The sequence below is a fragment of the Pseudomonas putida NBRC 14164 genome (genome assembly GCF_000412675.1).
Lineage (GTDB): Bacteria > Pseudomonadota > Gammaproteobacteria > Pseudomonadales > Pseudomonadaceae > Aquipseudomonas > Aquipseudomonas putida.
This window is the reverse complement of record NC_021505.1, coordinates 2,885,805-2,908,817: the sequence shown is the minus strand read 5'-3', so window position 1 is coordinate 2,908,817 and position 23,013 is coordinate 2,885,805. Positions and strand designations below refer to the sequence as shown.

General features: G+C 62.4%; 19 protein-coding genes and 1 pseudogene. 3 read left to right on the top strand and 17 right to left on the bottom strand.

Annotated features, from left to right (window positions below; all coding sequences use genetic code 11):
• Positions 1 to 28 precede the first annotated feature (28 nt).
• The 3 genes from PP4_RS12915 to nemA all read left to right on the top strand — a co-directional run bounded on the left by PP4_RS12915 (position 29) and on the right by nemA (position 3,974).
• Positions 29 to 1,549, top strand: a complete 1,521-nt coding sequence (locus PP4_RS12915) for an FAD-dependent oxidoreductase (protein ID WP_016499624.1) — start codon at positions 29 to 31, stop codon at positions 1,547 to 1,549.
• Positions 1,550 to 1,621: 72 nt separating this feature from the next.
• The gene (locus PP4_RS12910) at positions 1,622 to 2,632 is read left to right on the top strand and encodes an aldo/keto reductase (protein WP_016499623.1); all 1,011 of its coding nucleotides are present in this window, start codon (positions 1,622 to 1,624) and stop codon (positions 2,630 to 2,632) included.
• A 214-nt stretch (positions 2,633 to 2,846) separates the two neighbouring features.
• Entirely contained in the window at positions 2,847 to 3,974 is a 1,128-nt protein-coding gene (gene nemA / locus PP4_RS12905) for an alkene reductase (protein WP_016499622.1), read from the top strand.
• A gap of 121 nt (positions 3,975 to 4,095) precedes the next feature.
• Here the strand turns inward: nemA and ltrA are convergent.
• The 17 genes and pseudogenes from ltrA to PP4_RS12820 all read right to left on the bottom strand — a co-directional run bounded on the left by ltrA (position 4,096) and on the right by PP4_RS12820 (position 23,009).
• Positions 4,096 to 5,517: pseudogene (gene ltrA / locus PP4_RS12900) on the bottom strand (group II intron reverse transcriptase/maturase).
• A 503-nt stretch (positions 5,518 to 6,020) separates the two neighbouring features.
• A complete protein-coding gene (locus tag PP4_RS12895; protein ID WP_016499620.1) occupies positions 6,021 to 6,233 on the bottom strand; it encodes a cold-shock protein in 213 nt (70 codons plus the stop codon).
• 198 nt (positions 6,234 to 6,431) lie between these two features.
• Complete coding sequence (locus PP4_RS12890; RefSeq protein WP_016499619.1) at positions 6,432 to 7,343, bottom strand: LysR family transcriptional regulator; 912 nt, start codon at positions 7,341 to 7,343, stop codon at positions 6,432 to 6,434.
• A gap of 77 nt (positions 7,344 to 7,420) precedes the next feature.
• On the bottom strand, positions 7,421 to 8,113 hold the full coding sequence (locus PP4_RS12885) for a TraX family protein (protein ID WP_016499618.1): 693 nt from the start codon (positions 8,111 to 8,113) through the stop codon (positions 7,421 to 7,423).
• 3 nt (positions 8,114 to 8,116) lie between these two features.
• Positions 8,117 to 9,193: a metal-dependent hydrolase gene (locus PP4_RS12880; protein ID WP_041168022.1), complete on the bottom strand. Its 1,077-nt coding sequence runs from the start codon at positions 9,191 to 9,193 to the stop codon at positions 8,117 to 8,119.
• A 105-nt stretch (positions 9,194 to 9,298) separates the two neighbouring features.
• On the bottom strand, positions 9,299 to 10,549 hold the full coding sequence (locus PP4_RS12875; protein ID WP_016499616.1) for an OprD family porin: 1,251 nt from the start codon (positions 10,547 to 10,549) through the stop codon (positions 9,299 to 9,301).
• Between the two features lie 54 nt (positions 10,550 to 10,603).
• The gene (locus tag PP4_RS12870) at positions 10,604 to 11,803 is read right to left on the bottom strand and encodes a benzoate/H(+) symporter BenE family transporter (RefSeq protein WP_016499615.1); all 1,200 of its coding nucleotides are present in this window, start codon (positions 11,801 to 11,803) and stop codon (positions 10,604 to 10,606) included.
• Between the two features lie 181 nt (positions 11,804 to 11,984).
• Complete coding sequence (locus PP4_RS12865; RefSeq protein WP_016499614.1) at positions 11,985 to 13,316, bottom strand: MFS transporter; 1,332 nt, start codon at positions 13,314 to 13,316, stop codon at positions 11,985 to 11,987.
• A gap of 56 nt (positions 13,317 to 13,372) precedes the next feature.
• Complete coding sequence (locus PP4_RS12860) at positions 13,373 to 14,134, bottom strand: 1,6-dihydroxycyclohexa-2,4-diene-1-carboxylate dehydrogenase (RefSeq protein WP_016499613.1); 762 nt, start codon at positions 14,132 to 14,134, stop codon at positions 13,373 to 13,375.
• A 193-nt stretch (positions 14,135 to 14,327) separates the two neighbouring features.
• A complete protein-coding gene (gene benC, locus PP4_RS12855; protein ID WP_016499612.1) occupies positions 14,328 to 15,338 on the bottom strand; it encodes a benzoate 1,2-dioxygenase electron transfer component BenC in 1,011 nt (336 codons plus the stop codon).
• Between the two features lie 72 nt (positions 15,339 to 15,410).
• Complete coding sequence (gene benB / locus PP4_RS12850) at positions 15,411 to 15,896, bottom strand: benzoate 1,2-dioxygenase small subunit (RefSeq protein WP_016499611.1); 486 nt, start codon at positions 15,894 to 15,896, stop codon at positions 15,411 to 15,413.
• On the bottom strand, positions 15,893 to 17,251 hold the full coding sequence (gene benA, locus PP4_RS12845; RefSeq protein ID WP_041168021.1) for a benzoate 1,2-dioxygenase large subunit: 1,359 nt from the start codon (positions 17,249 to 17,251) through the stop codon (positions 15,893 to 15,895). Before benA ends, benB begins: the two co-directional genes overlap by 4 nt.
• A 199-nt stretch (positions 17,252 to 17,450) precedes the next feature.
• Entirely contained in the window at positions 17,451 to 18,407 is a 957-nt protein-coding gene (gene benR, locus PP4_RS12840) for a benABC operon transcriptional activator BenR (protein WP_016499609.1), read from the bottom strand.
• A 214-nt stretch (positions 18,408 to 18,621) separates the two neighbouring features.
• Positions 18,622 to 19,677, bottom strand: coding sequence for a GlxA family transcriptional regulator (locus PP4_RS12835; protein ID WP_016499608.1), 1,056 nt, complete (start codon positions 19,675 to 19,677; stop codon positions 18,622 to 18,624).
• Positions 19,678 to 19,752: 75 nt separating this feature from the next.
• Positions 19,753 to 20,781, bottom strand: a complete 1,029-nt coding sequence (proX, locus tag PP4_RS12830) for a glycine betaine/L-proline ABC transporter substrate-binding protein ProX (protein ID WP_016499607.1) — start codon at positions 20,779 to 20,781, stop codon at positions 19,753 to 19,755.
• Positions 20,782 to 20,851: 70 nt separating this feature from the next.
• Positions 20,852 to 21,805: a glycine betaine/L-proline ABC transporter permease ProW gene (gene proW, locus PP4_RS12825; protein ID WP_016499606.1), complete on the bottom strand. Its 954-nt coding sequence runs from the start codon at positions 21,803 to 21,805 to the stop codon at positions 20,852 to 20,854.
• Positions 21,806 to 21,848: 43 nt separating this feature from the next.
• Positions 21,849 to 23,009, bottom strand: coding sequence for a quaternary amine ABC transporter ATP-binding protein (locus PP4_RS12820; protein ID WP_016499605.1), 1,161 nt, complete (start codon positions 23,007 to 23,009; stop codon positions 21,849 to 21,851).
• Between the last annotated feature and the right edge of the window lie 4 nt (positions 23,010 to 23,013).

Sequence of the window (23,013 nt, the reverse complement as noted above, 5' to 3'; positions counted from 1 at the left end):
GGTTCCAAAGGCCCCTTTGGAGAACTCCATGACCCAGCACGCCGTGGCCCGTCTGGCCCAGCTCGACGAACATCGCCCCTTGCGCGTCCAGGCCGGCAATGAAGAGCTCATCCTCATTCGCCAGGGCGATCAGGTGCATGCCTACCAAGGCAACTGCCCCCACGCAGGTGCCCCACTGGATGAAGGCCTGGTCTGCGGCGGCCTGCTGGTTTGCCCTTGGCACAAGGCTGCATTTGCCGTCGATGACGGAGTGGTCTGCGAACCCCCGGCGCTGGCTGACCTGCGCCGCTACAAGGCCTGGGTGAAGGACGATGAAGTCTGGGTCGACGACCAACCGCTGCCCGCCATCGCCCCCCCCAGGCACAGCGATGCCCGCTGCTTCGTTGTGGTCGGCGCTGGTGCGGCCGGCAGCGCCGCGGTAGCCACCTTGCTGGCCCATGGCTTCGCTGGCCGGCTGGTGTGGATCGACCAGGAGCGCCAGCCGGCCTACGACCGCACCGCGCTGAGCAAATTCGTGATTGCAGGGCAGATGACGCCCGATGAAGTACCGGCGTTGCTCGAAGCCGACGCCCTGCGCAAGGGCCAGTTGGAGCGCAAGCACGGCAAGGTGCGCACCCTGAACAGCCAGAAACGCCAGATTACGCTGGTCGATGGCCAGCAGATCGGTTACGACGCCTGCCTGCTGGCCAGCGGCGGCAAGGCACTACGCCCTGATATCCCCGGCGCCGACTTGCCCGGCGTGTTCACCTTGCGCTCGCGGGAGGATGCCGCACAGCTGCTCGACGCAGCCGAACCCGGCCAGCCGGCGGTGATCGTAGGCGACGGCTTCATCGGCCTGGAGGCGGCCTCGGCCCTGCGCAGGTACGGCGTTCAGGTGCACGTGGTGACTCGCCATGAAGTCCCGCTTGCCAGGCAGTTAGGTGATCGCATCGGGCGCAGTATCCGCGAACTGCATGAGCGCAAAGGGGTCACCTTCCACGGCCCTACGCAAGTCCAGCGGTTCGAAGGCCGGGACAAGGTCGAAGCGGTGCTGCTGGCCAACGGTGAACGCCTGGAGACGCCACTGGTATTGCTGGGCACCGGCGTGATACCGGCCACCGCCTTCCTGCAGGGCGTGCAGTTGAACGAGGACAAGTCGCTGCGGGTCGATGCAGAAATGCGCGCCGCTGACGGTTTGTGGGCTGCAGGCGACATCGCCACGTTCCCGCTCTCGGGTCGCCCTGTACGCATCGAGCACTGGCGCCTGGCCCAGCAACACGGGGTGATCGCTGCCGCCAACATGCTCGGCGAGCAGCGCCGCTACGCCGATGTGCCATTCTTCTGGACCTACCAGCACGGCCGAACCTATGAAGTGCTCGGCCACGCACGGGAATGGAACCGGATCGAGTTTGTCGGTGAGCCGGAAAAAGGCGATTTCATTGCCTTTCAGTGTGTGGGTGAACAGGTCGAGGCCGTCATCGCCAAAGGTTACTCCGATGCCATGGCGGCGCTGTCGCAGCGCCTGAAACGCCCATTGAACCTGCAGGAGGCGATCACGCTGCTTGACTGACAGCCGCCTTTAAAAGCGCCCCGGTTGTGTGTACAACAGGTAGATCAGCTGACTGCAAAAGGACCCACGCGCATGATCTACCGCCCTCTCGGCCACAGTGGCCTGCAGGTTTCCGCCCTTACCCTGGGCAGCATGATGTTCGGCGAGCAGACCAGCACCGAGGACGCCCTGCGCATCATCGACAAGGCCTGGGACCAGGGCATCAACTTCATCGACACCGCCGACGTGTACAACGCCGGGCGCTCGGAAGAAATCGTCGGAGAAGCAGTGGCGCGCCATCGCCAGGACTGGATCGTTGCCAGCAAGGTCGGCTTCGGCCCGGCCGACGGCCTGCCGAACCGCAGCGGGCTGTCACGCAAGCACATCTTCAACGCGCTGGAAGCCACCCTGACGCGCATGGGCATGGACTATCTGGATATCTACTACCTGCACCGCGAAGACCACAAGGTGCCGCTGGAGGAGACCGTACAGGCCATTGGCGACCTGCTGCGCCAGGGCAAGATCCGCTACTGGGGCGTGTCCAACTTCCGTGGCTGGCGCATTGCCGAGGTCTGCCACGTTGCCGAGCGACTGGGTGTGCCCAAGCCGGTGGTCAGTCAGCCGCTGTACAACATCGTCAACCGCCAGGCCGAACCCGAGCAGCTCGCTGCAGCCGCCGCACACGGTCTGGGCGTGGTGCCATTCAGCCCATTGGCCCGGGGCGTACTCAGTGGCAAGTATGCGCCGGGTGCCGTGCCCGATGCCGGCAGCCGCGCCGGGCGCCAGGACAAGCGCATCATGGAGGTGGAGTGGCGCCAGGAGTCGTTGGCCATCGCCCGGCAGATCCAGGCTTATGTAGAGGCAAAGGGTATAGGCATTGTCGAGTTTGCCATTGCCTGGGTGTTGAACAACCAGTGGGTGAGTTCGGCGATTGTCGGGCCGCGTACCGAGGAACAGTGGGATACCTATGGTGGTGCATTGGCGGTGAAGATCACGACGGAGGATGAAGCGTTCATCGATTCGCTGGTGACGCCGGGGCATGCGTCGACGCCAGGGTTCAATGATGTGGCCCACTATGTGAGCGGGCGGTTGGCCCGTAGCTGATTGTTCCCGTACCGGCCTCTTCGCGGGTAAACCCGCTCCCACAGGATCTGCGATGGTTTCAAGGCAAACACAAGCCCTGTAGGAGCAGCCTTGTGCTGCGAAGAGGCCGGTACTGACAACGCCATTGGGGAGCCCTGCGCCGGGCTTCCGGTCCCCCCTTTCCCCAATCATCTCGGTATCGTGCGCACCATTGGTTTTCACCTCTGGAGCTGCAATGAAACTCTTCCAACCCCTGCAAATCGGCCCGCTCACCTTGGCCAATCGGGTGTTCATGGCCCCCCTCACCCGCCTGCGCAGCCTCGAGCCGGGCGATGTGCCGACCACCATGATGGCCGAGTATTACCGCCAGCGTGCCAGCGCCGGGCTGATCATCACCGAAGCCACCCAGATCTCCTTCCAGGCCAAGGGCTATTCCGGCTCGCCCGGTATTCATAGCGCCGAGCAGATTGCCGCCTGGAGGCACATCAACGAAGGCATTCATGCCGACGGTGGCCACAGCGCCGTGCAGGTGTGGCACACCGGCCGGGTGTCGCACACCTCGTTGCAACCCGGCGGCGAAGCGCCTGTGGCGCCCTCGGCGCTGCCGGCCGGCGCACGTACCACCCTGCGTGACGAGCAAGGCAACCTGGTACGTGTAGAAACCTCCGCACCGCGCGCCCTGAACGAGAACGAAATTGCAGGCATCGTCGCCGACTTCGGCCAGGCAGCGGTGAACGCCCGCGAAGCCGGCTTCGACTTCATCGAACTGCACGCTGCCCACGGGTATTTGCTGCACCAGTTCCTTACCCCGAGCGCCAACCAGCGCGAGGACCGCTACGGCGGTAGCGTCGAAAACCGGGCGCGCATCGTGCTTGAAGCAGTGGACGCGGCAATTGCCAACTGGAGTGCCGAGCGCGTGGGTATCCGCGTGTTCCCGCTGGGCGGGTTCAATGGCGTGGACAATGGCGAAGACCAGGAGGCCGCAGGGCTGTACCTGATCCGCGAACTGGCCAAGCGCAACCTCGCCTACCTGCACCTGTCCGAGCCGGACTGGGCCGGCGGCAAGCCGCTGCGTGACGAGTTCCGCCAGGCGATCCGCGATGCCTATCCGGGGATTATCATTGCTGCGGGTGCCTACACCGCCGAGAAAGGCGAAGACTTGATTGGGCGCGGTTTGATCGATGCCGTAGCGTTCGGGCGCAGTTACATTGCCAACCCGGACCTGGTACAGCGGCTGCGGGTGCAGGCGCCTCTGAACGAACATCGGGCACAGTTCGATTACGCCAATGGGCCCGAAGGCTATACAGATTATCCGTTTCTGCACCAGGCCATGGGCGCTGGTGAAGCTTGGGCTCACCGATAATCAGGGTATTCACCGGGTACAGACGGCCATCCTGCCCCTGGATCTGAAAGATCGAGTAGGAGGCGGATTCACACCCGCCGTCCTCTCACACCACCGTGCGTACGGTTCCGTACACGGCGGTTCAAGTTATGCGGCTAAGCCGGTTGATCGTATCCAGTATCGAGACCAAGCCGAGGCGATCCCATAGTTTCTTCGGCAGCGCCTGATTCATATGCGGCGCGCCCTAGTTCCACCAGGGGCCCCGGCCATTGGAGGCTGATTTCCAGGCACGCTCCTCGCCTAGCCCTAGGCGCACCAGGTTGCGTGCCCTCGTAGAGGGCCGCTTCCATTGACGCCAGATGGCGCAACGAAGTTTGTGCCTGACCCAACCATCCAGTTCCTCAAGCGGCCGCTTACTCTGGCTGAGCTTGAAATAGCTCGCCCAACCTCGCAGAACCGGGTTTATCCGCTCGATGACGCTCGCTATCTTGCGGCCCCGAGTTACGCGCAGCAATTCTGCAAGTCGATCACGCAGGCGACCTAAACTCATCGTCGCCACACGCAGTCGAGGCTGCTGGTGCCAGCTCATGCCATAACCCAAGTAATCACACTTCCAGGCCCCTGCCACTCGACTCTTCCTTCGATTCACCGACAGCTTGAGGCGCTGGCTCAAGAAGCGCTCGACGCTATCCATCACCCGCTGGCCTGCCCGGGGACTGCGCACATAAACGTTCGCATCATCGGCATAACGCACGAAGCGATGGCCTCGCCGCTCCAACTCACGATCGAGCTCATCGAGCAGGATATTCGACAGCAATGGCGAGAGCGGGCCGCCTTGCGGCGTCCCCTCCTGCCGTTGACTGACAATCCCGCCAGACATGATTCCGGCCTCAAGGTAGCGGCGAATCAGCCTGAGCACTCGCTTGTCTTCGACACGACGCTGTAAGCAAGCCATCAGGATGTCGTGGTTGACTCGATCAAAGAATTTTTCCAGATCAAGTTCCACACACCAGCGGTGGCCCGCCTCCACATGGGTGCGGGCCATCTCGACGGCTTGATGCGCGCTTCTGCCCGGACGAAAGCCGTAACTGTAGTCCGAGAACAGCGGGTCGAAGATGGGCGTGAGCTGCTGCTGTAGAGCTTGCTGTATCAGGCGATCCACGACGCTGGGGATACCCAGTTGCCGGGTGCCGCCCTGCGGCTTGGGAATTTCAACCGCTCGCACTGCTTGGGGATGGTATTCACCGGCCAGCAACCTGACCTTGAGGGCTGGCCAATACTGTTTCACGTAGCCCGCCAAGTCAGCTACCGTCATGCCATCGGCACCCGGTGCTCCCTTGTTGCTGACCACGCGTTGATACGCACGTCTGAGGTTGGCCGGTGCAAGCACCCGCTCCATCAGCGCGTCCGGCTCCGCGTTCGTCCACGTTACTGACGCCGTCGATACCTTTGCACTGTCATGCATCACCCTCGGCTTCTGGCCGGGACTCGGGGTGACAGTTTCCGTTGTGGGAAATTTCTGCATTACGGTTACCAACGAGACAGTAACGCCTACTGGCGGCATAACCTGTTCGGCCCTTGGTGACGCGGTTAACCGCCACTTACTACGGACTCGGCTGACTTCTGCACGTTCATCCCGTCGCCTCTCGACGCTCGGTAGCACAGTGGCAAACGTGCAGATCTCCCAGGGTAATTCGCGTGACCTTCCTGCTTATACCTGTCGGATCTACGTCGCAGCGTTCCGTGCAAGTATTGGGCTTTGGCGATTTGTGCCACCTCACCCCGCTGCGCCGCCTCTATCCGCTTCCTGTTCGTCAGGCCAGCATTTTGCCTCGGGCTTCCTTCAGATTCGCAGTCGCCTGCGACACCCTTGCCTCTAGCTAATACTTCCCCTTGCCGGGTGTGTAGAGGACTTTCACCTCCAAGTCACCAGCGAGGCCACCACAGCCCAGCTGGTTGCGCTAACGCGCAACGCGCCATGCCTGGCGCACACAAAAAACGGAGCCCTCCAGGGGCTCCGTTTTCCAGTGGCCGGGCACGCCTTAGCGTACCAGTCACTCAGGCATCTTACTCGGCGCGCACTTGCGCAGCCTGCATGCCCTTCTGGCCCTTTTCGGCAACGAAAGACACTTTCTGGCCTTCTTTCAGCGACTTGAAGCCGTCCGATTCAATGGCTTTGAAGTGGACGAAAAGGTCGTCGCCACCGCCGTCGGGAGTGATGAAACCGAACCCCTTCTCATCGTTGAACCACTTGACCGTTCCTGATTGTCTGTTGGACATACTCTAAATCCTCTAATGCTGGCTGGTGCGTTTACGTGGGTAGCTGAGCCGCCAGTCGATCGACTGGCATCTTCACACTCCATCTTGGGCGATATGAAGCCAACTAGCCACTCACACTTTTACCAGTACACAAAAAAGTCGCCGATGCCAGCGATAAACCCAGATGCAGGCTCGGCATGGGGGCCTGATAATCCCCAATCAGTGCTCCCAAGGCCCGCCCGATTCCCAGCTGGCGACCAACAAGTCGATGAAACCGCGTACCCGAGGGGACAGGTGGCGCTTGCTCGGGTACACGATGCGAATCGGGTCCGCCGGTGGCCGGTAGGCGTGCAGTACTTCCACCAGGGCGCCAGCGCGCAGGTCGTCACCGGTGATGTAGGTAGGCAGGTGAATCAGCCCGAAGCCGGCCCGGGCGCCGTCGAGCATCGCCTCCGAGCTGTCGATGTTCAACCGGCCAGGGTCTTCGCACAGGTGCAGGCCTGCTTCAGTGTCAAAGCGCCAAGGCATGGCTTTCTCGCCCGCGAGGAAGGCAATCTTGTCGTGACCATAAAGGTCGGCAGGCACCAAGGGAATACCTCGCGCTTCGAGGTACGCGGGCGAAGCGCAGGTGACAAACTGCTGCCAGGCCACCGTGCGGGTCAACAGCTGCGAGTCTTCCTTGGGTGCGCCGATACGCACCGCAACGTCCACGCCTTCCTCGACCAAGTCGACGAAACGGTCGGTGAAGCGGATGTCTGCGCGCAGTTCAGGCCACTGCTTGAGGTACTGATCCAGCACCGGCAGCACATGGCGCTGGCCGAGCGACAGCGGCGCAGTCAGGCGCAAGGTACCGATGGGCTTGCCGCGGCGCTGGGCCATGGCACTTTCCACCTCGTCCAGGTCATCCAGTATCTGTCGCCAGCGATCGAATGCCACCAGGCCTTCATCGGTCAGGCTCAGCTTGCGCGTGGTGCGATTGAGCAAACGCACCGCCATGCGGGCCTCCAGCCGAGCAATGCTCTTGCCCACCGCCGACCGGGTCAGGCCCAGGCTTGCGGCGGCGGCAGTGAAGCTGCCGGCCTTGGCGGCGCTGACGAAGGCGGCGATATCGCCGAAGCGGTTGGGTTCCATGGACGGTTCCTGAGTGTGATGCGGCCGGTTTAGATGGGTCTGGATCTGTGAATTGCAAGCGCCAGGAACGGCAAGCCTCACGACAAGCCTTTGATCACGAGCAGATGCACGGGATAGAACAGGTATCCCCACCGCCCTACGGCAGGTACCTGCCAAGCATCATGGCGCAACAACAGCCACCCGACAGGCACTGCCAGCACAGCAGCAAACAGCGTCAGCAGGGTAATGGGTGCCAGAAAGTGCTCGCGCAGCCAGTTGTTGGTCAGGTTGCCACCAATGGCCATGAGGCAGGGTAGCAACCAGGCCAATCCGCCCTGCCTGCGTGCCACCAGCCAGGCGCCAGGTAGCAACACCCCCGCCAGCCCGTACATCAATTGATCACTGAACAACCACCCCGCCAGCAGGCCTGCAAGGCCAAGCACTCGCGCCGACCGCAATGGGTGGTGCACACCCCAGGCAACCAGCAATCCCAGTACCAGTGTCGGCATTACACTGAACGTCTGCAAACCACTGTCCAGCCAACGATAGGCAGGCTCCGAGAGCACCGCGAACAGCAGCATCAGCGACAGATAGCGCAGATTGGCGCGGGTATGGAACAGCTCTGCCCTGGCGCGCCCCACATTCACCGCAATGGCCAGGCAAAACAGCGGAAACGCCAGGCGGCCGAGCACGAACAAACCCTCGGCCTCAGGCCATATGAAGCGCAGGTGGTCGGCAACCATGGTCAGCATCGCTGTCCATTTGACCAGGTCCAGCCCGGCCGAACGCATGCCTCAGTGCCCGCGCTCGACCGCACCTGCCCCCAGGTACCGGTCGGTCCAGGCAGCCAGGGGCAAAGGTGGCTGCTGGTCGACGATACGACGCCAGATCAACACCAGGTCATTGCCGTTGAACATTGACCCGGGCCCGGCGCCGTCCCACGCCGAAGGCACATCGACAATCCAGTGGCCCTGGGTGTCGCGGTGCGCCATGTTGAAACGGAAGGTATAGTTGCCCGGGATGCCCATGCGCAGGTCGGTGACCACCAGCGCATCGCCTATCTGGTCATACCGCAGCCAGTCGCCGGTGAACCAGCGCAAGCGCTGGTGCAAAGGGTCGCCTGCCAGCGCGTTTGCCAGTTCCAGGTTACGCGGCAAGCGTTGCATTTCCGGCGCCTGCCGGTCGAACCCGCTGCTGATGCCTTCGTAGTAGTCACCATTTTGGGTCTTGGCCATTACCCGCCAGACCAGGCTGTTGAACGCGATAGGCACGGCGCGAACCTCGCTCACGACGATGCCTTGCTGGTCCAGTGCCGCCTGGAAGCGTTGCTCGGCTGCCATGCGCCCGGCAAGGCCGAAACCCAGGTAAGCGGTACTGAACACCAGTGCAAGGGTCAACAGGCGTGTAGCCCGGCCGGTAACGCCCTTGATGCTTGTGTAGATGACCGCCGCCAGCAGTGGCAAGGTATAGACCGGATCAATAATGAACACTGCGGCCCAGCTTTGGGGGGTGGGTTGCAGTGGCCAGAACAGTTGCGTGCCGTACACCGTAAAGGCATCCAGCAACGGGTGGGTGACGAGTACCAGCCAGAAAGCAAGGAACAGCCTGGGCAAGGTGTAGCCTTTGCCGGGCCAGCATTTATTGACCAGCCAGGCCAGCAGCAAAGCCAGCCCGGTGAGCACGAACAGCGAGTGCGAGAAGCCGCGATGGTAGGTCATCTGCGACACAGGGTCTGCATAGCGGATGATCACATCGAGGTCGGGCAGCGTGCCCAGGGCGGCGCCATACAACAATGAGCGGCGGCCCTGGATGCGGCCAAGCACGGTGCCTTGCAGGGCAGCGCCGAGTACGGCCTGGGTAATGGAGTCCACGGATAGCATCCCTGAAAGGTGGTTCCTGAAAGCTACCCCCAACCTGTGCCGATACGCAATTCCTGTGTAGTAGCGGCGAAATGCTCGTGATTTTGTGTATACCTTTCAGAACAACTGCCAGGTGTACACCAGGGTAAGCCGGTTCTCGTCGATATCGCTGCGGTAATTGGAACGTGCCATGGCGTTCCTCACCCGAATCCCCAGCCCTTTCAGTACCCCGCTCTGTACCGCATAACCGATGTCCAGGTCGCGCTCGCGATCACGGCCTTCATAGCCCAGCCCGGTATCGACATTGTTACCGGTGATGTAGCGCACGGTCGCCGTCAGGCCTGGCACGCCCATGGCGGCGAAGTTGTAGTCGTAGCGCACCTGGTACGAGCGTTCGTCTGTGTAAGCGAATTCATAGGTCGGCACCTCGTTACCCAGCGGCGAAATATTGGCGAACACCCGTGGGAACGGGCTGTCGCCATAGATGCCCTGGTAGCCCGCATGGAAGCTGTGTCCGCCATGCCGGGCGGTGAACATCGAGAAGAACGCCTGGTTGTCGATGTTGCCCAGCAACGCCTCGCCATCCTCACGCGCGGTGAAGTAGCCCAGATTGGCACTGAGCACCCAATCGCCCACTGGCTTGCTGTGCTTGAGGCCGACAAAGCCCTGTTCGTAGATATCCTCCAGTTGCCCGTACCACAGGCTGACGCTGCTCTGGTTGGCATTGAACGCATAGTCCCCGCCCACGTAGTTAAAGGCATCGCTCTCGGCCTGGCGCATCGGCACATGGCCGAGCATCGCGTTCATCTTGCCGTCGCCGCCTTCGTTGCGCAGGTGGGTGCTTTTCAGATGCCCGGCCTGCACGGTCAGCCCGTCAATTTCAGACGAGCTCACGCTGGCGCCCTGGTAGGTCGGCGGCAGCAGGCGGATGTCGCTGAAGGTCAGTACCGGAAGGTTCGGTTGCAGTTCACCGACGCGCAGTTCGGTCTTCGACAGGCGGGCCTTGAAGGTGGGCGCAAGTCGGCTGTACTCGTCGGCAGCACGGCCGTCGCCATGCACCGGCAGCAGGCCGGTGTTGGTGCGGTCGGGGCTGCTGTCGAGCTTGATGCCCAGCAGGCCCAGGGCGTCCATGCCAAAGCCCACCGTACCGGGCGTGTAACCGGACTTGAAGTCGAGGATGAAGCCCTGCGCCCACTCCTCGGCCTTGGACTGCTTGTTGGCCCCGACAATGTCGGAAAAATCACGGCTGAAGTAATAGTTGCGGGCGCTCAGGGTGGCCTTCGAATCCTCGAAGAAACCGCCTTCGGCGGCCAGTAATGGTTGGCTGAGCAAAGTCAGGCCCAGGGCTACGCAAGGGGTGTTGTTCATTCCGAAGCTCTCTTGATCTTGTTTTTATGGATAAAGCGTTGGGAACACGGCAGTTCATCTGGTGCGGCGCAGCACCTCCCCGGCAAGCGGCTGGCGCAGCCTGAGCAGTGCATGGGCCAGCAGGCCGAACAGCAGCCCCCAGAACGCTGCCGACAGGCCAAGGAAGGCGACCCCCGAAGCGGTGACCAGGAAGGTGAACAGGCCTGCATCGCGCTCGGCCGGTTCCGCCAGGCTGCGGGCCAGCGCCTCGCTCATGGCGCCGTACAGGGCCAGCCCGGCCAGGGCCGCGATCAGTGCGGCGGGAAAGGCTGCGAAGAGCGACATCAGCGTGGCACCGGCAATGCCCAGCAGCAGGTACAGCGTGCTGCCAGCCACTGCCGCCACATAGCGCCGTCGTGGGTTTTCGTGGGCCTCATGGCCCGTGCACAGGCTGGCGGTAACCGCCGCCAGGTTCAGCCCGTGGCAGCCGAATGGCGCTAGCACGGCACCGGCCAGGGCACTGGCGCTGATCAACGGGCTGGCCGGTGTGGCGTAACCCGCATTGCGCAGCACCGCCATGCCCGGCATGAACTGCCCGGTCAGCGCCACCAGCACCATCGGCAGCGCCAGGCTGAATACCGCTGGCAGGCTGAACTGAGGGGTGATCCACTGCGGCGAAGCCAGTTCCAGCACCAGCGCCTCGCTACGGAACGCACCGCTGGCCAGGGTCACCAGGGAGCCCACGCACAGCACCGCAGCCACTGCGTAACGGGGCTGAACCCGGCGCATCAGCACGTAGGTGACGAACATCGCCAGTACCAGCAACGGCTGCACTGGCAAGGCGCGGAACACTTCGATACCAAAACCGAACAGGATGCCAGCCTGCATGCCAGCGGCGATGGACCCCGGCAAGCGCGCGATGATGCGGTCGAAGGCCCCGCTGATGCCGATCAGCAGCAGGAGCAGGTTGGCCACCAGGTAGGCACCTACGGCCTGTTCCAGGCCGAGTTGCGGCAAGGCAGTGACCAGCAGCGCGGAGCCTGGGATCGACCAGGCGATCACTACCGGCACGCGGTAGCGCAAACTGAGCAGCGCACCAAGCACGGCACTGCCCATGGACACGGCCCAGACCCAGGATGACAACTGCTGGTGAGAAAGCCCGGCCGCTTCGGCGGCGTGGAAAATGATCACCAGCGGGCCGGCGTAGGAGATCATCGTGGCGATGCAGCCCGCGACAATGGCGGACAGTGAGCTGTCATTGATCAGGGTTTTCATGGCGCATCCCGCAAGGCAGTGGCCGGTCTTTGTGGCTGGCTCTTGTTCTGTGTTGGCTTCTTCGTGGGCGTGCCCGCTCCCACAGGTCCAGTGCAGTGCACCGACTGCGCGCAATCCTTGTGGGAGCGGGCAAGCCCGCGAAGAAGCCAACGCGGTGTATCCTGGTCTTGTTCTTTTCGGGTCATGCCTGCGCCGCGATGGCCCGGGCCTGCCGACGGCCGCTGGCCAGGTGCACGGCCATGGCCAGTGCGGCAATCGCGCCAGGGATGGCGAAGGCGATGAAGTTGAGTTGCAGGGGCAGGTTGATGCCCATCAGTGCGCCGCCCAGCAAGGGGCCGACGATGGCGCCGTTGCGGCCGATACCCGAGGCCCAGCCAAGCCCCGTGGAACGCACCGACAGCCCATACATTTGCGCGGCGCCGGCATACAGCAGGATCTGCGTACCAATGGTGGTGGCGCCGGCAATGAAGATCAGCAGGTACAGCACCGGCATCGGGCTATTGACGCCCAGCAAGCTGATCGACAGCGCGGCGGCAATGAAGAACGCCACCTTTACCTTGACCAGGTTGTAGCGATCACCCAGCCAGCCGCCGAGGATGGCCCCAGCCATGCCGCCGAAGTTCAACGCCAGCAGGAACGACAGGCTGGAACCCAGGCTGTAGCCAGCGTTGGCCATCAGTTTCGGCAGCCAGGAGCTGAGTGCATAAACCATCAGCAGGCAGCAGAAGAACGCCAGCCACAGTGCCAGGGTGCGGATGGCGAGGCCGTTGCGGAATAGCTCCAGCACTGACGCCCCGCCACCCGCTTTACGGTCAGCCGCCTGCAGCACGTCATCGGCCTGCACGTCGCATTGCGGGTCGAGTCGTTTGAGCAACGCCCGCGCTTCCTCGGTACGCCCCTTGCGCACCAGAAAACCAATGGACTCTGGCAGGTAGTAGAGGATCACCGGCAACAGCAGCAGTGGTACAGCAGCTGCGAAGAACATCGACTCCCAGCCGAAACGCGGCAGCATGAAAATACCGACGCCCGCCGACAGCATGCCGCCCAGCGAATAGCCGCTGAACATGATGGCGACCAGCGTGCTGCGCAAGCGCTTGGGCGCGTACTCGTTCATCAGCGCCACAGCGTTGGGCATCAGGCCGCCACAGCCCAGGCCGGCAATGAAGCGGTAGATGCCAAACTCGCTCGGGCTGCTGGCAAAACCATTGAGGATGGTCGCCACCGAGAACAAGGCGAAACAGATGGCAATGCCCTTCTTGCGCCCGATGCGGTCGGCCAGGCTGCCGAACGCCAGGGCGCCGAACATCATGCCGAACAGCGCGTAACTGCCCAGCGCGCCGGCCTGCAACGGGGTCAGGCCCCACTCTTTCATGATCACCGGCAGTACCACGCCGTAGATGAACAGGTCATAGCCGTCGAAGATCAACAACAGGCCGCACCAGGCCATGACCATCCAGTGAAACGGGGTAAAGCGCGCGTTATCGATGATCGGGTGTACGTCAAGGGTTCGCATGGCATCTGTCGCTCTTGTTTTTGTTGTGATGGAAAGCTGTTGCCTTGGGGTGTTGCTCAGCCGAGGTCGCCGCCCCCTACCGGCAGGGTCACGCCGGTGATGTAAGAGGCCTCGTCGGAAGCGAGGAACAGGATCGCCCCCACCTGCTCGTCGATGCTGCCGTAGCGGTGCATCAGGCTGCTGTCGAGGGTCTGGTCGACGATCTGCTGGTACCAGCGTTTTTCCTGTTCGCTTTGCTCGGCGCTGTTGCGTGGCACACGCCGGGGTGGCGCTTCGGTGCCGCCGGGCGCAGTGGCGTTGACACGGATGCCGCGCCCTGCAGTTTCGAAGGCCAGGCATGCGGTAAGCGCGTTGACGCCGCCCTTGGCTGCGCCATAAGGCACCCGGTTGACGCCACGGGTGGCGATGGATGAAACGTTGACGATGGCGCCGCTGCCGCGCTCAAGCATGTACGGCAGCGCGGCATGGCAGCACCACAGGGTGGGGAACAGCGAACGGCGCACTTCGGCCTCGATCTGCTCGACTTCGTAGTGCTCGAAAGGCTTGGCCCAGATGGTGCCACCGACGTTGTTCACCAAGATGTCGAGGCGGCCGAAGGTTTCCACCGCACTGGCCATGACCCGGGCGCAATCGGTGTGTTGCTCCAGGTCGGCGGTGAGGGTGAGCATGCCTTCGCCGGCCAGTTCGTGGACCAGTTCGGAACGGTCTACCGCCACCACTTGCGCGCCTTCGGCCTTCAGCCGCCAGCACACGCCCCGGCCGATGCCTTGAGCGGCACCGGTGACCAGGGCAACCTTGCCTTGGAATCTGTTGTTCATATGCAAATCTCCAGTTCGCGAGAGACCCTGTGGCAGCAATTGTCTTGCTCAAAGCCGAAAAGGCTGCGCGATCACTGTGGGAGCGGGCATGCCCGCGAACACGGGCGAAGCCCGTGCCATCCACCGCGCTGCCTGCTTCGCGGGCTCGCCCGCTCCCACAGGGTCGGCGTATTGCTTTGAATCAGAGGGGCTGTCAGGCCGCCGCCGCAAACTTCTCGTAGTAGAAGTTGGCCGGGGTAATACCCTGCTCGCGCACGTACTGGCTGACCGCCTCGACCATCGGCGGTGGCCCGCACAGGTACAGGTCCACATCGCCGTCGTTGAGGTGGCGTGGCTCGATGTGCTGGGTCACGTAGCCCTTTTGTGGGTACTGGCTGTCCGGGTTGGCCACACAAGCGCTGTAGGTAAAGTTGGGGATGCGCGCCGCCAGCGCTTGCAGGCGGTCGAGCTCGACCAGGTCGAAGTCGTTGGTCACGCCATAGATCAGGTGCAGCGGGTGCTCACTGCCCTGCTCGGCGATTTTCTCCAGCATCGCGGTGAACGGCGCCAGGCCGGTACCGCCAGCCAAAAGCAACAGCGGGCGCTGGATCGGCCGCAGGTAAAAGCTGCCCAGCGGCCCTGCCAGGCTCATGCTGTCGCCGGCTTTGGCAAGGTTGGTCAGGAAGCTGCTCATCAACCCACCCGGTACGTTGCGGATCAGGAAGCTGACTTCGCCGCCCTTCTGCAACGAACTGAACGAATAGGCGCGGCTCTGCTCGCTGCCCGGGACCTTGAGGTTGACGTACTGCCCCGGCAGGAAGGCCAGGCGGCTTAACGCTTCACCCTTGATCGACAGGGCAATGGTGCTGGCCGACAGTTGGCGCACATCGCTGATGGCGGCCTCGAAGCTGGCCTGTTCGGTCTTGCACAGCTGCGACGAAGCAGGGATGCGGATGACGCAGTCGCTTTCAGCCCGCATCTGGCAGGTCAGTACGTAGCCTTCGGCGATTTCGTCTTCGTTCAGGGCATCTTCGATGAAGTTATCGCCCAGGTCATAGCGGCCGGATTCGGCCTTGCACTTGCACGTACCGCAAGCGCCGTCGCGGCAGTCCAGCGGGATGTTGATGCCCTGGCGGTAGGCAGCGTCAGCCACGGTTTCATGGCCGGTAGCCTCGATGAAGCGGGTAACCCCGTCTTCGAAATTCAGTGCGATCTGGTAGCTCATGTTGCACCTCGCAGGCGAGCCGGCCCACGGCGCGTCGCAGGACGCACCGGGCAGTACTCGCAAAAACCTGTATCAGATGTGGTAGATGTCGATGACCTGGCGCACGTAGTCGTTCTTCAGCACCACCTTCTTGGCCTTGATCAGCGGCTGTTCGCCGCGCAGGTCGAGGGTGTAGAAGCTGGTGCCGAAGTAACTGTCCGTGGTCTTGTAGCGGAAGCTCAGGGTATGCCAGTTGAAACGCACCTGGCAGCTGCCCTCGGCCTGCTCGACGATCTCGATGTTGCTGATGTTGTGCGAAGTACGAGTGTCGGGCACGGTCGCACTGGAGCGCTCGGTCTTGATGCGGAACACGCGGTCTTCCAGGCCGCCACGGTTGCCGTACCAGATCAGCGAGATTTCGCTTTGTGGGTCTTCGGTGAGGGTGTCGTCATCGTCCCAGCTCGGCATCCAGAAGCTGGCATCGCTGGCGTACAGTTCCAGCCACTGGTCCCACTGGGCGTCGTCCAGGTAGCGCGCTTCGCGGTAGAGGAAGTCGCGCACGGTTTCATACAGGCTCATTGCACGGCCTCCACAGGGATCAGCTGCTGTTCGTCCTTGAGGGCCTGGATCATGGTGTCCTGCCAGTACTTGTGCTGCAGCACGAACAGGCCTTCGTCTTCGGTACGCACGCCAGACAGCAGGGGTTCGAGGTCAATCTCCCTGGCTGCCTCATCGGCGCCTTCGACCCAGTGCTTGGCGCCACGGGACATGTCGTTCCAGCCAGTGCCGCCGCCATAGCCGGTCTGGCACGAGCGGAACTCTTCCAGGTCGTCCGGGGTGGCCATGCCGCTGACGTTGAAGAAGTCTTCGTACTGGCGGATGCGCTTGGCTCGGGCATCGGCACTCTCGCCTTTGGGGGCGATGCAGTAGATGGTGATTTCGGTCTTGTTCACCGAAATCGGCCGGGCAACGCGGATCTGCGAGCTGAACTGGTCCATCAGGTACACGTTCGGGTACAGGCACAGGTTGCGCGAGTTCTCGATCATCCAGTCGGCACGCGCCTGGCCGTAGTCGGCAGCCAGCTGGTCGCGGCGCTCATAGGCCGGGCGGTCTTCCGGGTTGGCCCAACGGGTCCACAGCAGCAGGTGGCCGTGGTCGAAGGAATAGAAACCTCCGCCCTGCTTGGCCCAGGCGCCAGCACTCATGGTCTTGATCTCGTCGCCCGCCTCGCGCTGCTTGCGCTGGTTCTGGGTGGCGGCGTAGTTCCAGTGCACGGAGCTGACGTGGTACCCGTCGGCTCCGTTTTCGGCGGTGAGCTTCCAGTTGCCTTCGTAAATGTACGAGCTGGCACCGCGCAGCACTTCCAGGCCCTCAGGTGACTGATCGACGATCATGTCGATGATCTTGGCCGATTCACCCAGGTGTTCGACCAGCGGTTTCACATCGGCATTCAGGCTGCCAAACAAAAAGCCCCGGTACGACTCGAAACGCGCCACCTTGGTCAGGTCGTGGGAGCCGTCGCAGTTGAAGCTGTCGGGGTAGCCGGCGTTGCTCGGGTCTTTCACCTTCAGCAGCTTGCCGCTGTTGTTGAACGTCCAGCCGTGGAACGGGCAGGTATAGCTGGAGCGGTTGCCGCGCTTGTGCCGGCACAGCATGGCACCGCGATGGCTGCAGGCGTTGAGGAAGGCATTGAGCTCACCGTCCTTGTTGCGCGCGATGAAAATCGGCTGGCGCCCCATGGTCAGGGTGAGGAAGTCATTCTTCTCGGGGATCTGGCTTTCGTGGGCCAGGTAGATCCAGTTGCCCTCGAAGATGTGTTTCATCTCCAGGTCGAACAGGCGTGGGTCGGTGAACATCTCGCGCTTGCAGCGATAGATGCCCTTTTCACGGTCGTCCTCGAGCATGGCATTGAGGTAGTCGAATCCCAGGGACATGGCCAGGGTCTCCATTGTTATTGTTAAGACCTGGTCAGGTTAGGGAGACGACTGGCGGGGAGCTATCCGGATTGTGCAGAGTGTTATCCAGTTCTGCCGGGATCTACTGTTGGAGGATATAGGGGCCGCACCAGGGTTGACGGTATGGCCCGCGGCCAGCTTCAAGCTTTGAAATATGAGGTGATATCGGTACCGCGCCTCACCCCCGACGCTTGAACGTCTGCGAAGGCAACTCGCCAAATTGCTGCCGATACACCTCGGAAAACCGGCCTAAATGAAAGAAGCCGTAATCCAGGGCAAGTTCGGTCACACTGCGCACACCGCAAGTCGGGTCGCTCAGGCACGCATGCACCCGCTCAAGCTTGCGCTGGCGCACGTAATGCTTGGGCGTGGTGCTCAGGTGCTGTTCAAACAGCGCATACAGCGAACGCAAACTCATGCAGGCCTGCTCTGCCAGCACCTCGGCCGACAGCTCCAACTTCAGGTTGCGCTCTATGTAATCGAGAATGCGCTCAAGGCCGGCCTGCGGTGCACTCAGGCTCTCCCGGCGGATATTGGTGGTCATCAGGGTCAGCAACTTGCTGGCGACAATTTGGCTGTAGTGCCCCTGCACCCTGGGCAGCGACTCGCTCACTTCCGCCTCATGACAAACCATGGCCAGCAGGTTGACGAAGCCATCCAGCTCATCCAGCCGGTAATGATTGCGCAAGAACCGCACGCCCCCATCAGGCCGCTGCCAGCGCTGTTCATCGCAGATCGAGTCCAGCAGCCGGGTCGGCACCTTGAGGATGAACTTCTCGCAGTCTTCCGAATAGGTCAGGTCAACCGGGTCGTCCGGGTTGATCAGCAGCAGCTCGCCCGGCACCAGGTGCTGCTCGTGCTTGTGCCCACGCCACAGGCAGTTGCCGTTGAGCAACACTTGCAGGTGATAAATGGTTTCCAGCGCTGGAGAAGTCACGCGAACACTGCCGCCATAGCTGATACGGCACAGGTCGAGCTCGGCAAACTTGCGGTGGCTGAGGCTAGCCTGGGGATGGGTGGTACGGGACAGACCGATGCAATGCTGGCCTACATGCTGGTTCACATAATCGGACACAGCATAAGGGTCGGCGTGGTGAAACACGCTACTTCGCTCGCTCAGCAGGCGGCTTTCCATAGGCAAGGCACTCGGTATCGTTATTGTTCTGGTCGCCGCTTCCTACAGGCTTGTGGGCGGTCGTCACGGTCATTCTATCGGGTCGGTTGCGGATAGCGGGGGCAGGCGACAACCGGTGAATGGCCACACTACAGCAAAAAGGCTGCGGTTGAGCAATGCGGCGATGGGATTGGATGGGCGGATAGCGGACAGGTCAGGTGAAGCTAGTGTGCGTTTATCGAACAGGATTTCCCTGCCGCCCTGCCCACCCCTGGCTCCGAGCCCGGTACTGCCTTGGCGCAATCGCGAACAACTCACGAAAGCGCCGGTAAAAGTGCGGGAAACTGACAAACCCGCTGGCCAGTGCGACCTCGGTCAATGACTTGCTGGTGTGCTGCAACAACTGCCGCGCATGGGTGAGACGTAGTTCCAGATAATAGCGTGGCGGCGTGGCCTGCACATGCCTGCGGAACAGCCGCTCCAGGTGCCGCCGCGACAATCCGGCATGCTCGGCAATTTCATCGATGCCGATCGGGTCTTCTATGTTGGCGTGCATCAGTTCCAGGGCCAGGCGCACGCCTTTGGGCAGGCTGGGTTCGATTTCCGCTGCGCCTGCTGGTGCTTCGCTCATTACCCGCGAACGGTCACAGGCCAGCATCTGCTCCACAGCCCGGCGCAGTGGCGCCCCGCCGCAGTGCTCGAGCAACGCCAGCATCATGTCCAGCGCGCTGCTGGCACCGGCGCAGCTCATGCGGCGGCGGTCCAGCACATGGGCCTGGCGGCTGATACGGACCTTGGGGAACAGTTCGCTGATCATCGCCCGGCCATCGGGGTGGAAGGCGCAATCGTGGCCATTGAGCAGGCCGGCCTCAGCCAGGAAGTAAGCACCGTTCCACAACCCGCCCAGCTGGCAGCCGTACTGGTCAGCCTGGCGCAGCTTGGCGCGGAGCATTGGCGCGGTTTCCAGGCGTACACGGAAGCCGCCACACACCAGCAGGCAGTCAAGGCCTTGCACGTCCAGTTCGGCCAGTTGAGTGTGGACCGGCAGGGCGATGCCCAGGTCGCTCATCACCTGGGCCCCCTCACCCACCACCAGGACCTGGAACAACGGCGTGGCACTCATCAGGTTGGCGGTGACCAAGCTGTCCATCGCGGCGGTAAACGCCATCAGCGAGAAGTGCTCACGCAGGACGAAAGCCACCCGCTGGCACGGCATGGGCAGTGAAGTGCGGATGGCAGGGTCCAGGTGGGCCAGGTTGGAGTGCTTGAGGATGCTTTCGAAGTAGCTCATGGCTTTAACTCAACTGCAGGAATCGCAGGGGCCTCGCGGGCAAGCCCGCGAAGAAGTCAACACTGATGGAACAGGTTACTTGCCGGCCTGGGCCGCCGCGTCACGCGAGGCTTGCAGCCACTGGTCAAACTGCTGGCGGTGGGCGGCAACCCACTCCTTGGCATGGCGCTCGATGTCTTTAGGCTTCTTCTCGCCCTGCTGCATCTTCAGGTTCTGGTTGCTTTCGTCAGCGGTGCTGATCTGCACCTGCGAGAGGAACTTCACCGCCGCCGGGTTCTTCTCGGCAAAGTCCTTGTTCAGCACAGCCACAACCTTGTCGATGGCAAAGCCCAGGTTCTTGCCGTGGTACGTGGTGTCGACGTCGTTCTTGCCGTCCGGCAGGTCGGTCTTCGGCACTTCCAGCCAGACGACGTCCTTGCCTTCGACCAGCACGCTGGCGATCCACTGCGGCACCCAGGTGAAGTAGAAGACCGGCTTGCCTTCCTTGTAGCGGGTGATGGTGTCGGCCATCAGCGCGAAGTACGAGCCCTGGTTGACCGTGATGCTCTTGTCCAGGTCATAGGCCTTCATGTGGTGGGCAATCACCAGCTCGCAACCCCAGCCTGGGTTGCAGCCGGTCATGTCGGCCTTGCCGTCACCGTCTGTATCGAACAGTTTGGCGATCTCGGGCTTTTTAAGGTCGGTGATGTACTTGATGTTGTACTGATCTGCGGTTTTCTTGTCGATCAGGTAACCCTGGGCCACACCCGGCAGAATGTCGCCGGTCTTGACCATTACATCGTCACCCCCAGCCTGCTGGTAGAACTGGTTGTGCAGCTTGTCCCACAGGTGCACGGTGAAATCGGCATCGCCGTTGGCCAAGGCCACCATCATCACGCCGTACTCGGTCTCTTTCGGCTCCTGCACCTTGTAGCCCAGCTCTCGCAGGCCTTCCATGGCCACTTCACCCCGGAAGCGCTCTTCAGCGATGGAGGGGAAAATCGGCGTTACCTTCACGCCATCACCCGGTTTTTCCGCCGAAGCGTGTACGCCCAGCGCGGCGGCCACCAGGGTGAGCGCCGTGGCGCATTTGAGGATGCTGCGGGAGAACTTGGATTCGTACATCGTCGCTTACCTTCTTCTGATTTTTATCTTCAAGTGCGGCAGATCGAACGTCTCAAAAGTCTTGCTGTGCTCAGGCGGTCTTGCGCCGCCCTTGCGGTTGTGCAGCACCACACAGGCGCATCACCACGCCCACCGGGCCGGTGTGGTACCAGCGCAGGCTCGGGTCGGCGCTGGTGCGTGCGCCCATGGCCTGGGTCAGGCGGTCGAGGAAGATCGCCAGCAGCACCAGCCCGACACCACCGACCGTGGCCAGGCCCATGTCCAGGCGGCCGATGCCGCGCAGCACCATCTGCCCCAGGCCGCCGACCGAAATCATCGAAGCAATCACCACCATCGACAGCGACAGCATCAGGGTCTGGTTGAGGCCGGCCATGATGGTCGAAGTGGCCAGCGGCAGCTGCACGCGTGTAAGCATCTGCCGTGGGGTGCAGCCGAAGGCGCGAGCGGCCTCGATCTTGTCTTCCGGCACCTGGCGAATGCCCAGGTTGGTCAGGCGCACCAGCGGCGGCAGCGCGAACACGATGGTGACCAGCACGCCGGGCACATTGCCGATGCCGAACAGCATGACCACCGGCACCAGGTAGACGAAGGCCGGCAAGGTCTGCATGGCATCCAGCAGCGGGCGGATGATGCGCTCCATGCGGTCACTGCGGGCACACAGGATGCCCAGCGGGATGCCGATGAGCGCGCAGAAGAACACCGAGGTCAGTACCAGCGCCAGGGTGGTCATAGACTCGGCCCACACACCGATCAGGCCCAGCAGGGTCAGGGTGACGAAGCACAGCAAGGCCATGCGCTTGCCCGCCAGCTGCCAGCCCAGCAGCGACGAGAGGATAATGCCGATGGTGGGTGGAATGCTCTGCAGGGTGAACTCGATACCGTTGAGTACCTGGTCGATCGGCCAACGAATGGCGCGAAACACCTCGCGGAAGTTGTGCACCAGGAAGTTCAGTGTGGCGGTGACCCAGTCACCCAAAGGGATGGTGGCCGCCTGGAACGGGTCAAGCAGGCTGAATTCAGACATGAGGGCTTACCTCTTCTAGTAAACGCTAAGGGCACTGCTTTTATTAGTTGCGGCTCAGGGTCTGCAGCAGCTCGTTCTTCGACAGCGTGCCCTTGAAGGCGCCCTGGCGGTCGAGCACCGGCACCGGGTAAGGCAGGTTGGCCGCAATCCCGAGCACTTCGTGCAGCGGCGTATCGGTGTACACCGGGCACTGCTCGTGCAGGCTGTAGCGGTCACTGGCGGTAGCACCGTTGGCGTCGGTATCGACCACGCCCAGCAACTGCCCGCGTTCGTCGACCAGGTAGCCGAACGGCACACCGGCCTGGAAGCTAGGGGCCTTGCCGTTGACCTTGCACACCACCGCCGGGTCAAACCTGGCCACATCACCGGCCTTGAGTACCCGCGAGCTGTCGAAGCTCTTGAAGAAGGTACGTACGTAGTCGTTGGCCGGTTGGTTGATGAGCTCTTGCGGGGTGCCGATCTGCACCACGCGGCCACCTTCCATGATCGCAATGCGGTGCCCGATGCGGATGGCTTCCTCGATGTCGTGGGAGATGAAGATGATGGTGCGCTGCTGCTCGGCCTGCAGGCGAATCAGCTCGCCCTGCATTTCGCTTCGGATCAGCGGGTCGAGGGCGGAGAACGCCTCGTCCATCAACAGGATCGCGGGATCGTTGGCCAGCGCTCGGGCCAGGCCCACACGCTGCTGCATGCCGCCGGAAAGCTGGTGCGGGTAGCTGTGTTCGTGGCCCGCCAAGCCCACCTGGCTCAACGCCTCACGGGCGCGACTATGGCGCTCTGCCTCTGGGACGCCGGCGATTTCCAGGCCGAAAGCGGCGTTTTCCAGCACGCTCATGTGCGGCATCAGGGCAAAGGACTGGAACACCATGCCCATTTCCTTGCGGCGCACATCAAGCAGGGCTTTGTCGGAGAGCCCGGTAATTTCCTTGCCGTTGAGGTGAATGCTGCCGGAGGTAGGTTCGATCAGGCGGTTGAACAGCCGCACCATGGTCGATTTGCCCGAGCCCGACAGGCCCATGATGACGAAGATCTCGCCACGCTTGACGGAAAAGCTTGCACCGAACACCCCGACGACGTGGCCGGTCTTGCTGAAGATTTCGTTCTTGTCGGCGCCCTTGCGGAGCATCTCCATGGCCATGTTCGGGTTGGGACCGAAAACCTTGAAGATGTTTTTTACCGAAAGAATCTCATCGGCATGGCTCATACGA